This window comes from Cloacibacterium rupense, from assembly GCF_014645495.1.
Taxonomy (GTDB): domain Bacteria; phylum Bacteroidota; class Bacteroidia; order Flavobacteriales; family Weeksellaceae; genus Cloacibacterium; species Cloacibacterium rupense.
Map to the genome: position 1 here is coordinate 78,191 of NZ_BMLV01000002.1, position 15,964 is coordinate 94,154.

The 15,964-nt window shown below is 33.6% G+C and carries 16 protein-coding genes; 6 read left to right on the plus strand and 10 right to left on the minus strand.

Annotated elements, in window-relative coordinates:
• Positions 1 to 2: 2 nt before the first annotated feature.
• The 8 genes from IEW40_RS04275 to IEW40_RS04310 all read right to left on the minus strand — a co-directional run bounded on the left by IEW40_RS04275 (position 3) and on the right by IEW40_RS04310 (position 10,009).
• Positions 3 to 2,258 (minus strand): TonB-dependent receptor, encoded by a 2,256-nt coding sequence (locus tag IEW40_RS04275; protein ID WP_188616856.1) that lies wholly within the window; start codon positions 2,256 to 2,258, stop codon positions 3 to 5.
• Positions 2,259 to 2,306: 48 nt separating this feature from the next.
• Positions 2,307 to 2,708, minus strand: a complete 402-nt coding sequence (gene nikR / locus IEW40_RS04280; RefSeq protein WP_188616857.1) for a nickel-responsive transcriptional regulator NikR — start codon at positions 2,706 to 2,708, stop codon at positions 2,307 to 2,309.
• Positions 2,709 to 2,773: 65 nt separating this feature from the next.
• Positions 2,774 to 3,400: an FKBP-type peptidyl-prolyl cis-trans isomerase gene (locus IEW40_RS04285; protein WP_188616858.1), complete on the minus strand. Its 627-nt coding sequence runs from the start codon at positions 3,398 to 3,400 to the stop codon at positions 2,774 to 2,776.
• Positions 3,401 to 3,425: 25 nt separating this feature from the next.
• A complete protein-coding gene (hypF, locus tag IEW40_RS04290) occupies positions 3,426 to 5,687 on the minus strand; it encodes a carbamoyltransferase HypF (RefSeq protein ID WP_188617479.1) in 2,262 nt (753 codons plus the stop codon).
• Between the two features lie 90 nt (positions 5,688 to 5,777).
• A complete protein-coding gene (locus IEW40_RS04295) occupies positions 5,778 to 6,299 on the minus strand; it encodes a HyaD/HybD family hydrogenase maturation endopeptidase (protein ID WP_188616859.1) in 522 nt (173 codons plus the stop codon).
• Between the two features lie 65 nt (positions 6,300 to 6,364).
• Entirely contained in the window at positions 6,365 to 7,105 is a 741-nt protein-coding gene (cybH, locus tag IEW40_RS04300; protein ID WP_188616860.1) for a Ni/Fe-hydrogenase, b-type cytochrome subunit, read from the minus strand.
• Positions 7,106 to 7,124: 19 nt separating this feature from the next.
• Positions 7,125 to 8,861, minus strand: coding sequence for a nickel-dependent hydrogenase large subunit (locus IEW40_RS04305; RefSeq protein WP_188616861.1), 1,737 nt, complete (start codon positions 8,859 to 8,861; stop codon positions 7,125 to 7,127).
• Positions 8,862 to 8,872: 11 nt separating this feature from the next.
• On the minus strand, positions 8,873 to 10,009 hold the full coding sequence (locus IEW40_RS04310) for a hydrogenase small subunit (RefSeq protein WP_188616862.1): 1,137 nt from the start codon (positions 10,007 to 10,009) through the stop codon (positions 8,873 to 8,875).
• 239 nt (positions 10,010 to 10,248) lie between these two features.
• Between IEW40_RS04310 and IEW40_RS04315 the strand changes: the two genes are divergently transcribed.
• The 4 genes from IEW40_RS04315 (at position 10,249) to hypE (ending at position 12,825) form a co-directional block, all read left to right on the plus strand.
• Complete coding sequence (locus tag IEW40_RS04315) at positions 10,249 to 10,590, plus strand: hydrogenase maturation nickel metallochaperone HypA/HybF (RefSeq protein WP_188616863.1); 342 nt, start codon at positions 10,249 to 10,251, stop codon at positions 10,588 to 10,590.
• A gap of 26 nt (positions 10,591 to 10,616) precedes the next feature.
• Positions 10,617 to 11,477, plus strand: coding sequence for a hydrogenase nickel incorporation protein HypB (gene hypB, locus IEW40_RS04320; RefSeq protein ID WP_188616864.1), 861 nt, complete (start codon positions 10,617 to 10,619; stop codon positions 11,475 to 11,477).
• A gap of 81 nt (positions 11,478 to 11,558) precedes the next feature.
• Positions 11,559 to 11,819 carry a HypC/HybG/HupF family hydrogenase formation chaperone gene (locus IEW40_RS04325; protein WP_188616865.1) on the plus strand — a complete coding sequence of 87 codons (261 nt, stop codon included), beginning with the start codon at positions 11,559 to 11,561 and terminating at the stop codon, positions 11,817 to 11,819.
• Positions 11,820 to 11,826: 7 nt separating this feature from the next.
• Positions 11,827 to 12,825 carry a hydrogenase expression/formation protein HypE gene (hypE, locus tag IEW40_RS04330; protein ID WP_188616866.1) on the plus strand — a complete coding sequence of 333 codons (999 nt, stop codon included), beginning with the start codon at positions 11,827 to 11,829 and terminating at the stop codon, positions 12,823 to 12,825.
• 65 nt (positions 12,826 to 12,890) lie between these two features.
• Here the strand turns inward: hypE and IEW40_RS04335 are convergent, their stop codons facing one another.
• Entirely contained in the window at positions 12,891 to 13,895 is a 1,005-nt protein-coding gene (locus tag IEW40_RS04335; RefSeq protein ID WP_188616867.1) for a DHH family phosphoesterase, read from the minus strand.
• 242 nt (positions 13,896 to 14,137) lie between these two features.
• Here IEW40_RS04335 and rpmH point away from each other — a divergent pair, with 242 nt between their 5' ends.
• Positions 14,138 to 14,296 (plus strand): 50S ribosomal protein L34, encoded by a 159-nt coding sequence (rpmH, locus tag IEW40_RS04340; protein ID WP_188616868.1) that lies wholly within the window; start codon positions 14,138 to 14,140, stop codon positions 14,294 to 14,296.
• Positions 14,297 to 14,465: 169 nt separating this feature from the next.
• Positions 14,466 to 15,176 carry a cell division ATP-binding protein FtsE gene (locus IEW40_RS04345; RefSeq protein WP_188616869.1) on the plus strand — a complete coding sequence of 237 codons (711 nt, stop codon included), beginning with the start codon at positions 14,466 to 14,468 and terminating at the stop codon, positions 15,174 to 15,176.
• 51 nt (positions 15,177 to 15,227) lie between these two features.
• Here the strand turns inward: IEW40_RS04345 and IEW40_RS04350 are convergent, their stop codons facing one another.
• Positions 15,228 to 15,923 (minus strand): tRNA1(Val) (adenine(37)-N6)-methyltransferase, encoded by a 696-nt coding sequence (locus IEW40_RS04350; RefSeq protein ID WP_188616870.1) that lies wholly within the window; start codon positions 15,921 to 15,923, stop codon positions 15,228 to 15,230.
• Between the last annotated feature and the right edge of the window lie 41 nt (positions 15,924 to 15,964).

The window sequence follows — 15,964 nt, forward strand, 5'->3', positions numbered from 1 at the left end:
TTTTAAAAGAAATAAGTAAAACTCAACTTGCTAAAAAACGGAGTTCCCGGCGTGAAATGAATTTCTGAAACTGGCGAAGTTTCGTTGTACAATCTGCTTTCAGTATCAAATTGTGTTTCTTTCCATTTTACATTAAAAATATTCTGAACAGAAACACCCAATTCCCAGTTTTTTGAGGTATAATTCACAGTTCCGTCCCAAACGAAATAACCTTTCGCCACCACAGAATTGTCTTCATTGGCTGGTCTATCGCCCATCAATCGGTAACGCAAACTTCCGTTGAAACCCGTTTCTTTTCGGTACGTGACTCCACCTGTACTCACCAATTTAGGAGCAAGTGGAATAAGGTTTTCTCCTGATGGAACGCCTAAACTTCTCGGTTTTGCCAAACTTAAATTAAAATCAGCAAACCAATTTTTATAAATTTCGTAACGAGCAGTGATGTCAATTCCCATTCTTTCGGTTTTTCCGCCTTCTTCTACCACCGCTTCATCACCCACATAGACGAATTCTTGGTCTAGCCAAAGATACCAAACCGCAGATTGAAGAATGAGTTTTTTTCCAATTTTAAAAATTCCACCAAAATCAGTTCCTAAAGCTGGCGGCAACACTTTTTTTCCATTTTCTAAAACGGCAACTCTGGTATCATTACTGTGAAATCCTTTCCCGAAGTAAGAATAAAACTGCACATTTTCATTTAAACGATAATTCATTCTTAATTTCGGACTGAAAATATTTGAATTTGATTTCAATTTTTGATTTAAAAGTTTATCGTTGTATCGATTGTTAAAATAGTCAAATCTGATGGAAGGTGTAATATCAAAATTTTGATTTAAAGCGATTTTTTGACTCCAAAAAGCACCCAAATTCACTTCATCTACATCACCAAATTTCAATTGTTCTGTTGTAATATTTCTATCTTTGGTTCTAGAAAGTTCTAAGTCATTCACATCATCATAGCGCAATTGAATTCCTGCAATAGTCTCTGACTTTAAGCCAAATAACTGGGTAGATTTTTCATAAGTAGAATTAAAACCATACAGATTTCTATCTTCTTTTTGGCGAATTTGGTCCCCGTTAATTGGGTCATTTAAGAAAAATGTAAAATTAGAATACAACTCAAATAGATATTTAGAATAGTAAATTTGATTGGTGAGTTTCCCTCCATTTTTTAAATACGATTTTAAATTCGCATTAAAATTATAGCGCGAAGTTTTACCACCTTCATTAGCATCAATAGCACCAAACCAACCAATAGTTCCGTCTTCTACTGCTCTATCAGGAATTTGCCCAGAAGCGTTCCATTTGCTGGAAAGTCCAGAAAAATAGGCGGTTAAGAAATTGTTATCATTCAATTTCCCATGGTATTTCAGCATTCCATTGAAACGATTAAATTCTTGAGGATTATCAAAATAACCATCGGTAAAATAAGCTTCTGTTGCTAAAATTAGGCTTTGATTTTTTACATCTTTTGAATTTTTTAAAAGATTTAAACCTAAAACTCCACGGTATGTTTTGAACTGCCCTACTTCTAACTTGGCAAAATTATTTTCTAAAAAATCTTTGGTTTTAAAATCTACAAAACCAGCAGTAGTGAAATTTCCCTTTTCAGCAAAATAAGGTCCTTTATCGAAATTCACCTTATCAATAAACTCAGGAATTACGAAATGCAAATCTGCATAACCTTGTCCATGAGCGTGTGAAACCATATTTACAGGAATTCCGTCTACAGAAATATTGACATCTGTGCCGTGATCTACATCAAAACCACGAATAAAAAGCTGCTCTGCTTTTCCACCACCAGCGTGTTGACCAATGAAAAGTCCAGGAACAGAACGCAGTATTTCTTGAGAATTATTAATTGGGCGAAGATGAATGTCTAAATCTGAAATCGTCTGAAAAATATTGTTTTTAGCAGAATTTTTGAGTTGAATTTCTGCAATACTTACAATTTTAGGATTGAGAAAAATGTAACCAAAATCTTTTTCTTTTTTAATGGAATCTAAGTCAAATTCTTCTTTTTCATAGCCAATTCCTGAAACGTAAATTTTTTGATTTTCTGATGTAAAATTTTGAAGATTTACAAAACCATTTTCATCTGAATTTTTCTGAAAACTATTATCTGAATTACTTATTAATACGGATGAAATAGGTGTTTTTGTATTTTCATTTAATACATAAATCCCTTTTAAATTTTGAGAAAAAATAGAATTAAATGTAAAGAAAAATAAAGAAAAAATAAAGATTTTGAGTTTCATAACGTGTTACTTTTTTATATTTTTGTGTTACTTTTTTGGTAAAAAAATTTAAATCATTTTACTCGTCACTAATTTTCCGTGAATAATTCCTTTTAAACCAATTAATTGATTCGCCAAATCAGTCAAACGATTGGCATTTCCTTTTACCGCAATGATTTCTAGGCAATTATCGTGATCAAGATGAAAATGTTGCGCAGAAAGAATTTCTTTGTAAAACTGATGTTGAATTTCGTTCATTCTCACACCAACATCCCCTTTATGATGATCAAAAAGCAACACAATAGCACCAGAAACCACATCATTTTCTTTCCATTTTTTGTCGACGGCTCGGTTTTCTACCAAATGACGAATGGCTTGAGAACGGTTTGGTAGATGATTATCTAGAACGAATTGGTCTAATTCTTTCAAAACGTCTTCGTCTAAACTCACGCCAAATCTTACTTGCGCCATTGTGTTACTTTTTAACTAATTCTTGTTACGAATATATGTAATTTTTTGATTTTGAGACATATAAATTACATGATTTTATTCAGTTCAATAATAAAAACCAAAGTTGCATTAGGCAAAATCATGGGTGGCGCTCCGTTTTCTCCATAAGCTAAATGTGACGGAATGTAAACTTTCCAGCGAGAGCCTTCCTGCATTCTAGTCAAAACTTCTTGCCAACCAAGAATCATTTCTTGAATATTAAAAACCTGTGCACCAACATCTTTTGTAGAATCAAAAACTTGAGAACTAAGCAGATAACCTTCATACTCTACTTCTACAGCATCGGTAATTGTAGGAATTCCTCCATTTCCTTCTACTAAAATTTCATATTGCAAACCGTTTTCTAGTTCTGTAATTTTTGGATTTTCTCGGTTTTTCTCTAAAAAGGCTTTACCTTCTTCTTCGTTTTTTAATGATAATTCATGGCGTAGCAACGTCACATAATTATTAAAAATATCAATAGATTTTTTGGGAGAAATTTTCGGAGTCATTTTATCGAAAATGGTTTTCATTCCTTCGGTAAAATCATCATATTTCAAGTCTTCGAAGCCCATATCTTTTAGGCTCATCGCCATTACTACACCAGCAGAATATGATACTTTATCTTGGTCTTCGGTGTGGTCTATTTTTCCTAATAAATCGTAAATATCCATGTGTGAAATTTTAAATTTTAGATTTTTATTTTAAGTTTAAATAATAATTCAATTGTCCGAAACTTATATTTTCGTCATTTGGAGAGAGTTTTTCATGGAAATAAAGCATAAATTTCTCACCTAAAACATCAATTGCCAAATCGATTAAAAGTGCATTTTGCCAAACTCCACCTGAAAAAGCGAGTTCTTTAACCTCAAATTTTTCTGCAATTTTTTCAATCGCTTTAATTAAAGTATAATGAAAATTCAAGCCGATTTCTCCAGCATTTCTTCCAGATTTTTTCTCTTCCATAATTTTTGAAAATATTTTTTTTGTAGGAATATTTTCAAAATTTTCTCCTTCTAAATAATCAGTAAATTTTATATTATTTTCAAAAGCTTGCTGCGAAATTTTCTCTAACCACATTGCAGATTCTCCTTCAAAAAAGATGGGTTTTTCATTACCTAAAACAAAGGAAACGGCATCAAAAAATCTTCCCATCGAAGAAGTTTTCACTTCTGATTTTTCTATTAAGTTGGTATAAATTTTCCATTCGTTTTCATCAAAAGCAAATTTCAAATCCTCACTATTCTCTGAAATTGAAAGGGCCGAAATCTTCGGCGACTTAGACATTTTATCACCCAATATCCAAGCGAAATTTTCGAGTTGAGCCACTCTATCCATTTTTTGATTCTTAAAAAGGAAAAACTCTCCGCCCCAAATTTCATCGGATGTTCCAAAACCGATTCCGTCCCAAACAATGCCGAGGACTTTTTCTTTATTCCAAAGTTTTTTTTCTCCTAAAATAGAAGCGAAATGTGCTTTGTGGTGTTGAATTTCTTGAGTTTGAAAATTAGAAAATTTAGAAATTATATTTTGATTTTCATATTTTGGGTGCAAATCTTTGAGGATTATTTCTGGCGAAAAATTAAAGATTTTTTGATAAGATTTCACTGTTTTTTCAAACCTTTCATAAGTTTCAAAATTCGCTAAATCACCTATATATTCAGAAATATAAACATGATTATTGGGAACTACAGTGAAAGTGTTTTTCAAATCTCCGCCTAAACTCAAAATTTTCTTTTTTTCTTGATTGAGTTCAATTAACTCTTCTGCAAAAAAATAATTCGGCGCAAAACCTCTTGAACGGCGGAAAACAATTTTCTGCTGATGTTTTGGCGAAAATTTAATCACAGAATCATCCTGAGGATGATGAATTTCTAAAGTATTGTGCAAAAAGAAATCAGCAATTTTTCCTAAAATTTGTTCAGCTTCTTCGGTGGTAGAACAAATGGGTGAGCCGTGAAAATTTCCACTGGTCGCAATAAGCGGTTTTCCGAAAGTTTTGGAAATGAGTTTCAACATTCCAGAATAGGGAAACATTGCACCAACAGAATTCATATTGGGAGAAATTTCATCGAATGCCAAATCTTTCTTATCCTTAATTTTAGTCACAATAATTGGACTTTCAGATGATTTGAAATGTTGAATTTGCAATTCTGAAATTTCTAAATATTCTTGCATTATTGAAATTCCTGAAAATAAAACTGCGAAAGGTTTTGTTGGCCTTCTTTTTCTTTTTCTTAATTCCGAAACTGCTTCAGAATTAGTTGCATCACACATCAAAAGATAACCTGCGGTGTTTTTCAGGGCAATAATTTTTCCTTTGGATAGTTCTTCAGTTAATTTCTCAAAAATATCTTTGTTAGTACCTTTGAATTCTTCTCCTTGATTGTCTTTTAACCAAATTTGAATTCCACAATTGGGACAGGAATTGGTTTGAGAATGAAATCTTACATTGTCCGGATTTCTGTATTCTGCTAAACAATTCGGACACATTTTGAAAACTTCAATTACTGTGTTTTCTCTTTCGAAAGGGAATTTTTTGGTGATAGAATATCTAGGTCCGCACTGTGTACAAGTAGTGAAAGGATAAAAATAACGCGGATTTTTCTCGTCAAAAATTTCGTTTTCACAAGATTGGCAAGTTGCAAAATCTGGCGTTAAAGGAATGTCTATTACGACGTTTTTTTCGGTTGGTTTGATATAGAAATTTTCAAAAATTTCGGTGGTTTCAATTTTTTTGATTTTAGAAAAGATAATTTCAGAAGATTTAGGATTACGGCGATGAATTTCTTTAAAAAAATCTTCAACATTTTCACCTTGGCACAAAATTACAACGCCCAATTCGTCATTAGAAACGTAGCCTTTTAGCTGAAATTCTTCAGCCAAATTGAAAACAAAAGGGCGAAAACCTACACCTTGTACTCGCCCTGAAATATGTATCTCGAATGTTTTGATAGTAATTTTAACGCAAAAAGCGCAGAGATTTTTTAATGATTAAAAATATTAAATATTTCTACAAAAATTCTAAAAATGTTTTGCCAAATACCAAAGTTAGTTTTCTTTTTTAATTTTATGAACTAAATCCAAAACCATATCTGTCACTTTTGGGATGGCAGCTGCTACTTTCGGTGAAAGCTCTAAATACATAGGTTCCATTTTAGAAATAGTAACGGTGAAAAGATAAATTTTGGGCATTTTTTCCATGAAGGTGAGAATGTCCATCATGTCTTTCAAACCGAAGTTATGACCACTCAACGAAACGGGGAAATCGTCTGAAAATTTGGGGGTAAGAAGGGTAATTGTACCTTCTTCTTTTCCGTCCATTGTGGCATCAACGATGATGACGTGCCTGTGACTTTCGATGTAAGGGACAAGAGTAAAACCTCCTGTTCCACCGTCTATAAAACTGATATTGTCGGGAAATTGTGAAGTGTCTAGATTTTGTATAAATTGTACCCCAATACCTTCGTCGCCCATCAAGTAATTCCCAATTCCTAAAACTAAAATATCGTTGCCCTGTGAATGATATTCGTCTATGGTATACTGAAAAACATCTGTATTAGTATTATTCATATTTTAAAAATATATGATAAATTTAAAAATTCCCTGAAAATTCAGGGAATTCAGATTAATTAAAATTATTGCTTTTCTTGTTCTTCTTTGTTTTCATCAAATCTTTCTGTTCGGCAAAATTTATAACCGCTAACCATTGCGGAAGATTCTCCTCTCCCCTCTAGCCAATCGTGAAATAGCACTAAATAAAAATGCACAGCTATAAATAATATAAATGCCCACATTAAAACATGATGTACCATTCTTACTTTTATTTCGTCACCACCAAATAAATCTGTAACCCAAGTAAACATTTTTGGGAAAAACCAAGTAGATGTAGGTGCATATAGTGCAAACCCTGTACACATCATCACGACTGCAAGTATGAACATTACCAAATAAGAAGCTGCAGCTACGGCATTGTGACCAACTGGAATATTTTTAAAATTATATTCTTTTTCGTTGAATAGGAAAATATCATACTTAATGACATGCCAAATTTTCTCTCTACCTTCTTTATTAAAAGGTATAAATTGTTTCCAATTGGCGAATCTATTTCCAGCAAAAGCCCAATACAATCTCATAAACATAGCAGCTACCATAGCATATGCACTTATGAAATGAATTTGACGTATAAATCCCATCCAAAATTGCCCTGAAGCTTCTTTGGCAGTCATAATGGCTGGTGGATTTGCAATTAAAAAACCTGTAATAATTAAAAATGTAATTGCCAAAGCATTAATCCAATGAAAAAAACGCACGGGTAACTGCCAAATGTAGGCACGCCTAAAGGTGACTGTTTTTATTTTGAGATCTGAAATATCCATGATAATTTTTTTTTAAAAATTAAATTGTACAAATAGATACATCATTCACTTCCTTGATAATATTTCCTTTTTCATCATATAAATGTACCGCACAAGCAATACAAGGGTCAAATGAATGGATTGTCCTAATGATTTCTAGTGGCAATTCAGGATTAGCAACAGGCGTATTAAGTAAAGTACTTTCATACGGAGAGCGCTGACCTTTAGGATCACGTGGAGAAGCGTTCCATGTGGAAGGTACAATCTGTTGATAGTTATCTGTTTTACCATCTTTTATAACGATCCAATGACTTAAACCACCTCTTGGAGCTTCTACTCTACCCACACCTTTGGCTTCAGCTGGCCAAGAAGTAACGTCCCATTTTTCCATATTAGCCATTCTTTCGTCTCCTCCTTTGATATTATTGATTAAAGTATCATAGAATTCTAAATTCCACTGAGCTACCAATTGAGTTTCTAGACCTCTGGCAGCAGTTCTTCCTAATGTAGAGAATAATGCTTCTGCTGGAACCTGCAATTTAGACAAAGCAGAATCTACAACTTCTTTGAAATCTTCTCTTCCAGAAGCGTAACCTACTAGCATTCTTGCTAATGGGCCTACTTCCATGGCTTGCCCCTTCCAGCGTGGAGTTTTAATAAAACTATATTTATTGTCAACATCTAAGAATTCATACGGTGGTTTTGGGCCAGTATAATTAATTTTTGTTTCTCCACTCCAAGGTTGTTTACCACCTTTCGGGTCACCTTCATAATCATACCAAGAATTGTTAACATATTCTTCTACAGTTTTCAAATCTTCTAAATCAAGACTGTGAACTTTAGACAAATCTTTATTGAGAATTACTCCTGATGGGAATTTATAAGTACTCATGTCTTTATTTCCATATCCTGCCATTGGGAAATCTCCGAATGCCATAAAATTATGGAAACCACCTATAGCGCCCCAATCTTTATAAAAACTTGCTATTGTTAATAAATCTGGCAGATAAACTTGTTCTATAAATTCTTTTCCTTGAATTAAAAGTTTTTGAACTAATGCCAATCTTTCTGCATTTAATCCACTAGCATCATCTGTATTAATGGCACAAGCCATACCACCGACTAAGAAATTCGGGTGAGGATTTTTACCACCAAAAATAGCATGTACTTTTACGATTTCTTTTTGCCATTCTAATGCTTCTAGATAGTGAGCTGTAGCCATTAAATTTGCTTCTGGCGGAAGTTTCATGGCAGGATGCCCCCAATAACCATTAGCGAAAATCCCTAGCTGACCACTTTCTACAAATTTTTTCAATCTTTTTTGTAAATCTGCGAAATATCCTGGAGAAGACTTTGGCCAATTTGAAATAGATTGTGCTAGTTCAGAGGTTTTTTTAGGGTCTGCACTCAATCCATTCACTACGTCTACCCAATCAAAAGCATGCAGATGATAAAAATGCACCACATGGTCATGAATGTACAATGCACCCAACATAATGTTTCTTACCATTTCTGCATTGGGTGGAACATTAATTTTAAGAGCATCTTCTACTGCTCTAATAGATGCAATTGCATGAACGGTAGTACAAACACCACAGGTTCTTTGTACAAAAGCCCATACGTCTTTCGGATTTCTACCTTTTACTATATTTTCCAAACCGCGAACCATACCTGATGAAAGAAATGCTTCTTTTATAGTACCGTCTGTAATTTCTACTTCTGCTCTTAAATGACCTTCAATCCTTGTAATTGGATCTACTACTATTCTGTTTGCCATTATATTTTTTTTTAAATATTATCTTTAGCTAATTTTTTTTCACCATCTTCCGCTTCTTTTATTCTTCTTTCAAGATCTTTTCTTTTAGATATATTAGAAGCTACAGCATGTATAGCAGCTCCTGCTACTACGCCTCCTAAAGCTACTTTACCTATGGTATCTGCATTATGCTCTGCTTCACCTCCAATAATATTCAAATCTCTAGAATAGAAACTGTCTGCAGCATCCCAGAAATCTGGTGCACTACATCCTAAACATCCGTGACCAGATTGTATTGGATAAGAAATACCTCCATTCCATCTCATGTTTCCACATGTATTATAGGTAGATGGTCCTTTACAACCTACTTTATAGAGACAATATCCTTTTTTAGCATTTTCATCATCAAAACTTTCTACAAATAAACCAGCATCAAAATACGGTCTTCTATAGCAACTATCATGTACACGCTTAGAATAAAAAGCTTTAGGTCTACCTTGAGAATCTAATTCAGGAAGTTTTCCAAAAGCTACTACATGTACTATAACCCCTGCCATTACCTCACCAATCGGAGGACAGCCTGGCACATTTATAATAGGTTTATCTGTAATGATTTTATTGATTGGAACAGCATTGGTAGGATTAGGCTTCGCAGCTTGTACGCAACCTGTAGTTGCACAACTACCCCAAGCAATAATTGCTTTAGCCCCAGCTGCAGATTCTTTTAGAATATCAATGGCAGTTCTACCAGCTATTACACAATAGTTACCATCATCACCAATAGGAACAGAACCTTCTACACAAAGAATATATTCGCCTTTATACTTCTCCATTGTAGATTTTTTAGCAGCTTCTGCTTGGTGACCACTAGCAGCCATTAAAGTAAGGGTATAATCCAAAGAAATTTTGTCTAAAATAATATCCGCTACAATAGGATGATCTGAACGAATAAAAGACTCACTACAACAGGTACATTCTTGAAAATGTTCCCAGATTACAGGCAATCTTGGGGTAGTAGCCAATGATTTTGCCACTTGTCCCAACGCAGTACTTTCTACCCCCATATAAGCACTAATAAAAGCCACGAATTTCATGAAATCTCTACGTGAATAACCTTTTCTTTCAATGCTTTGAAGATAAGTTTCATTTTGTTTCTTAGTCTGTTCCATTTTTTAGGAAATTTTATCTTATAAATATAAATAAATACTTGAATACACAAAATACAATTCAATAATTTATAATTAATTAAAATAATTTTTACGTAAAACTCAGTAATAACGGCTAGTTTTTGAATATATGTAACATTTGTTACTGAGTAAAATCATAAATTTATCCTAATTAAGTAACTTTTTTTACATATAATTTCAACAAAAAAATGTAGATTTGTTACCAAAGAATTAACTAAAATATGCACGAACTTTCTATTGCAACCTCAATTCTTAAAACTTCTGAAAACGAAGTACAAAAAATTAACGGTAAAAATGTGACCGAAATCTTCTTAGAAATAGGTAAAATTTCGGGCGTAGAAATACCATCTTTAGAATTTGTTTGGGAGCAATGCATGAAAAACAGTGTTTTAGACGGCGCAAAAGTTCACATTGCCGAACCAGAAGGCTATGCAAGATGCGCAGAATGTAATCACGAATTCAAAATTTCTAAAATTTATGACTCTTGTGAGCGTTGCGGAAGCCCTTTTAAAGAAATTATTACAGGGCAAGAAATGAAAATTAAAAAATTAATTATCTGCTAAAATTTACAACTTAAAATCTCAAAAATATGTGCTCAACTTGCGGATGCAGTTCCAACGAAAACGGAATTACTTTAACAAAAATGGGAGAAAACCATCATACGCACCATCACCATGATGGTCACATTCACTCTCATGAACATCATCACGGTGAACACTCTCATACTCACGAACATCACCACGAACATGGACATGAACACCATCATGACCACGACCACGAACATCATCACCATCATTCTCACAATGTAAATATTGTAGAATTAGAAAAAGATATTCTTCATCAAAATCAATTGGGAGCAGAAAGAAATCGTGGATTTTTTGAAGCTTTAAATATTTTCGCGATGAATTTGGTGAGTTCACCTGGTTCTGGCAAAACCTCTCTTTTAGAAAAAACAATTGCCGATTTGAAAGGCGAAATAGAATTTTCCGTAATTGAAGGAGACCAACAAACCACCAATGACGCCGAGAGAATTCACGCTCTTAATGTGCCCGTTCTTCAAATCAACACTGGTAAAGGTTGCCATCTCGACTCTGAAATGATTGCCAAATCTTTGAAAGAACTAAAACCGAAGCAAAACTCGATTTTAATGATTGAAAATGTAGGAAATTTAGTTTGCCCTGCAATGTTTGACTTAGGCGAGAACCAACGAGTTGTCATTATTTCAACAACAGAAGGCGAAGATAAACCGTTGAAATATCCCGACATGTTTTTCAGTTCAAATATCTGTATCATCAACAAGATTGACTTGTTACCTTATCTAAAATTTGATGTAGAAAAATTGAAAGAAAACGCCAAAAAAGTCAATCCTAACATCCAGTTTTTTGAAGTTTCGGCCACTTCTGGAGAAGGTATGGAAGCGTGGTACGGATTTTTGAGAGGTAAAATTTGATGGAAGTCAGAAGATGGAAGCTGGAAGTTAATAGCAACCGAAAAACTTGAAACTTGAAACCCTAAACTTGAAACAAAAATTATGTGTTTAGCAATCCCAGGAAAATTAGAAAGCATTACTTCAGAATTAGACGAAGTGTTCAGAATAGGAAGTGTAGATTTTGAAGGAATTAAAAAAGAGGTAAATCTCGCACTCGTTCCCGAAGCTAAAATTGGCAATTATGTTTTGGTGCACGTTGGTGCTGCCATCGGAATCATTGACGAAGAGGAAGCAAAAAAAACAATGGACGCACTGAAATTAATGGGCGAAGATTTAGAATTAGAACCTGAAAACCCTTCTTAATTACAAAATGGAAAGCATCAACCTGCAACACGGAAGCGGCGGCGAAAAACAAACCGAACTTCTCAATAATCTGATTTTCAAAAATTTAGGAAATGAATTTTTAGACAAAAAACACGACGGCGCTTTTCTCAATATTTCTGGGAAATTGGCGTTTTCTACCGATAGTTTTGTGGTTTCACCGATATTTTTTAAAGGTGGAAATATTGGAGAATTGGCGGTTTTCGGTACTGTGAATGATGTTTCGATGTGTGGTGCAGAACCGAAATATCTCTCGCTTTCTTTCATCATTGAAGAAGGTTTTTCGATGGAAGATTTTCAGAAAATTATTAATTCTATAAAAATTGCCTCCGAAAAAGCTGGAGTACAAATTGTAACCGGCGATACGAAAGTTGTGGAGCGTGGAAAAGGCGATAAAATCTACATCAACACTTCGGGAATTGGTGTAATTTACGAAAATGCAAAAATTGGGATTGAATACATAAAACCGAAACAAAGCATCATCATCAACAGAGATATCGCTTCTCACGGAATGGCGATTATGAGCGAAAGAGAAGGCTTGAAATTTGATTCTGAAATTTTGAGTGACACCAAAAATCTGAATTTTGAAGTCAAAAAACTCATTGAAAATTTTGGAGAAAAAATTCATTTTCTACGAGATGCGACGAGAGGAGGATTGGCTTCTGTTCTTAATGAAATTACTTCTGAAAGCAACTTGGGAATTCATCTTTTTGAAGATAAAATTTTGGTAGAAAAACAAGTGAAAAGTGCTTGTGAACTTTTGGGATTAGATCCGATGTATGTTGCAAATGAAGGAACATTTCTTTGTGTTTGCGACGATGAAATAGCCGATGAAGTTTTAGAAATTTTACAAAGAGTAAATCATCATGCTTCTAAAATTGGTTTCATTACCGAAGAACACGCAGGAAAAGTAATTATGGAAAGTGCTTTTGGCGGAAAACGCGTGGTAAATCCTTTAATTGGAGAGCAATTACCGAGGATTTGTTAGGTTTTTCCTGCCACGAATGCACGAATTAAATATAAAAAAGCATTAGTGTATACGTGGCAAATAATTTAAAACTCCTCTCCTTCAATTTTTTCTTTAAAATCGTCAATCGTTTCGTAGATACTTTTGAAATATTTACCACCTGAAGCATTGATATGTCCACCTCCGTTGAAATGCGCTCTCGCAAAAGCATTGGTGTCAACATCGTCTTTGCTTCGGAAAGAAATTTTAATAAAATCTTCGTATAAATCTTCCATGAAAAAAGCCGCCATTTTAGTTCCTGCAATACTCAAACCGTAATTTACAAAACCTTCAGTATCACCTTTTTCAAATCCAAATTCTTTCAGTTCGTCACGTTTTAGATAGAGAATCGCTACTTTTCCTTCTTTTACAATTTCTATCCTTCCTAAAATCAAAGACAAAAGATGCAGTCTAGAAACCGAATTGGTATCCCAAGTATTGCTGGTAATCATCGCAGGATCCGCTCCTTTTTCAATTAAATTAGCCACAATTCTGTGTGTAGTGGCAGAAGTAGAACGAAAACGGAAACCACCAGTATCTGTCATAATTCCTGTGTAAAGACATTCTGCTACGTTTTGATCTACCAAATCTTCTCTACCAAGCGCTTCTATGAAATGATACACCATTTGGCACGTAGCAGGAATTGTAACATCTGAATATACAAAATCAAAATTTTCAGGTTGCTGATGGTGGTCTATCAAGATTTTTTTAGCCCAAGATTTCATTAACCAATCTCCTAAAATGCCAATTCTGTTATGAGCATTAAAGTCTAAACAAAAAATAACATCTGCGTTATAGATAGCTTCACCAGCTGTCTTGCGTTTGTATTCTGCAATCACCACTTTTTTAGCATCTGGCATCCATTTCAGAAATTTAGGGAAATCATTAGGCACCAAAACAGTAGGTTCTACACCCATATTATTAAGAAAATGTTTTAATCCCAATGCGCTACCAATAGCATCTCCGTCTGGATTATAATGAGTGATGATAACTACTTTTTTCTCCGGTGAGAGAAGCTTTTTAATTTCGGAAAGTTGATTGCCTGTAAACATTTTCTTTAAAAAAATTAAGGTTACAAATATACGTTTTTGAAAATGTTTAAAATATACTTATCTCACTAAAACTTTTAAAACCATCAATAAAGCCATTTAAAATTAACAATCAATGAGGATTAACACCAATAGAAAAAGAAAAACAATAAAAAACAAAAATAAATTTGTAGAAAATAAAAAAATCCATATCTTTGCAACCTGAAAATTAAAAATAACGTATTACCGATTTAAAGATATAAGTAATGAGCAAGAGAACATTCCAACCATCAGAGAGAAAGAAAAGAAACAAACACGGTTTCAGAGAAAGAATGTCTACTCCAAACGGTAGAAGAGTATTAGCTGCTAGAAGAGCAAAAGGCAGAAAGAGATTAACTGTTAGCGACGTAAGAGCTAAGAGATAATAATTTCTTTTAAATTATTATAAAAAATCATGCTTGGAAATTTACTTTCCGAGCATTTTTTGTTTGTTAAAATTTTGCTAAAATTTAGGTTAAAAAAAAAGAATTCTGTATTTTTGAATTTCGTTTTAGGATAATTTTCCTTAATTACCAATTATATCAAAACAAGATTATGCCACATAAAAACTTTGTAGGAGACGATATCATCACTCTAAACAATGCAAAGATTGTACAGAAAAATTTCACTGTACTTTCTAAAGTTAATCTTAACATAAAAAGAGGAACTTTTTGCTACATCATCGGGAAAACAGGTTCTGGTAAAAGTTCTTTACTAAAAGTTCTTTACGGGCAACTTCCTCTAAAAGAGGGCGAAGGCGAAGTAGTAGGTTTTGATTTGCAAAAATTAAGAGCTTCTGACGTACCTAACCTTAGAAGAAGATTGGGAATTGTTTTTCAAGATTTCCAACTTTTAACCGATAGAAGCATCGAAAAAAACCTTCAATTTGTACTAGAAGCTACAGGCTGGAGAGACAAGGGATTGATGAACGACAGAATAGACGAAGTACTTACCAGCGTAGGAATGCAAACTAAAAAGCATAAAATGCCTCACGAATTATCTGGCGGCGAACAACAGCGTATTGCCATTGCAAGAGCATTACTGAATCACCCAGAATTGATTCTTGCAGACGAACCTACAGGAAATCTAGACCCTGAAACATCTAATGACATTATGACTTTACTAAAGTCTATTTCCACCGAAAGACAATGCGCAGTTCTAATGGCAACTCACGATTATCATATGATACAAAACTTCCCAGGAGAAGCTATAAAATGTGAAGACGGAGGCGTAGTAGTAATGAGCACTGCTGAACTTTTCGAATAATAATTTTGAAAAAACTATAAATATAATCTCTTGCTATTTGTGAGAGATTTTTTATTTTCCAAAAACATGAAAATCTTTGGTCAAATTTAAATATTGGTCAGAATATTTTCTTGGGCTTTTCTCTATAACAAAATCTAAAACTTCTATTTGCTTTTGCTCATAAGAAAATTCTAAAATATTTCTTTTTAAAACTCCACCTTCAATGCCGAAAATATCAATTTTTCTAATAAGATTCAATTTGAAACTTTGAGCCAAACGGATAAATTCTTCAGCACAAAACGAAGGAATAATCACAGAAAAAACACCTTTTTCAGATAAATTTTCTGATGCTTTTTTAATTAAATCATCAAACTCAAGCTCTATTTTTTGCCTCGCCAAAACATCTTTAACAGAAGTGTTTTCTTCAAAAAAAGGAGGATTAGATACTATTAATTCAAATTTTTCTTGACTGCTAAACTTTTTAAAATCCATCAATTCTACCTTTAATCTTTCTGAAAAAATAGAATTTTTAAAATTAAGATGAGCAAGTTCTACTGCATCAGCACTGAAATCAATCGCAAGAATGTTACTCCTTGAATTTCTTTGTGCCAACATTAGAGAAATAAGTCCGGTTCCCGTGCCAACTTCCAAAATTTTTTGGGCATGCAGCACAGTGCACATTGCCCCAAGCAAGACACCATCTGTCCCTACTCTGAAAACATTTTTGTTTTGCTGGATTGAAAATTGCTGAAAACGAAAAGGTTTCATTAATTATTTGATTTGGCTAAAAATTAAATAATGCAGTTTAA

Bases quoted from the DNA above. Each gene is read 5' to 3' on its own strand.
- IEW40_RS04275 (WP_188616856.1), bottom strand. From the start codon at position 2,258: ATGAAACTCAAAATCTTTATTTTTTCTTTATTTTTCTTTACATTTAAT.
- nikR (WP_188616857.1), bottom strand. From the start codon at position 2,708: ATGGCGCAAGTAAGATTTGGCGTGAGTTTAGACGAAGACGTTTTGAAA.
- IEW40_RS04285 (WP_188616858.1), bottom strand. From the start codon at position 3,400: ATGGATATTTACGATTTATTAGGAAAAATAGACCACACCGAAGACCAA.
- IEW40_RS04295 (WP_188616859.1), bottom strand. From the start codon at position 6,299: ATGAATAATACTAATACAGATGTTTTTCAGTATACCATAGACGAATAT.
- cybH (WP_188616860.1), bottom strand. From the start codon at position 7,105: ATGGATATTTCAGATCTCAAAATAAAAACAGTCACCTTTAGGCGTGCC.
- IEW40_RS04305 (WP_188616861.1), bottom strand. From the start codon at position 8,861: ATGGCAAACAGAATAGTAGTAGATCCAATTACAAGGATTGAAGGTCAT.
- IEW40_RS04310 (WP_188616862.1), bottom strand. From the start codon at position 10,009: ATGGAACAGACTAAGAAACAAAATGAAACTTATCTTCAAAGCATTGAA.
- IEW40_RS04315 (WP_188616863.1), top strand. From the start codon at position 10,249: ATGCACGAACTTTCTATTGCAACCTCAATTCTTAAAACTTCTGAAAAC.
- hypB (WP_188616864.1), top strand. From the start codon at position 10,617: ATGTGCTCAACTTGCGGATGCAGTTCCAACGAAAACGGAATTACTTTA.
- IEW40_RS04325 (WP_188616865.1), top strand. From the start codon at position 11,559: ATGTGTTTAGCAATCCCAGGAAAATTAGAAAGCATTACTTCAGAATTA.
- hypE (WP_188616866.1), top strand. From the start codon at position 11,827: ATGGAAAGCATCAACCTGCAACACGGAAGCGGCGGCGAAAAACAAACC.
- IEW40_RS04335 (WP_188616867.1), bottom strand. From the start codon at position 13,895: ATGTTTACAGGCAATCAACTTTCCGAAATTAAAAAGCTTCTCTCACCG.
- rpmH (WP_188616868.1), top strand. From the start codon at position 14,138: ATGAGCAAGAGAACATTCCAACCATCAGAGAGAAAGAAAAGAAACAAA.
- IEW40_RS04345 (WP_188616869.1), top strand. From the start codon at position 14,466: ATGCCACATAAAAACTTTGTAGGAGACGATATCATCACTCTAAACAAT.
- IEW40_RS04350 (WP_188616870.1), bottom strand. From the start codon at position 15,923: ATGAAACCTTTTCGTTTTCAGCAATTTTCAATCCAGCAAAACAAAAAT.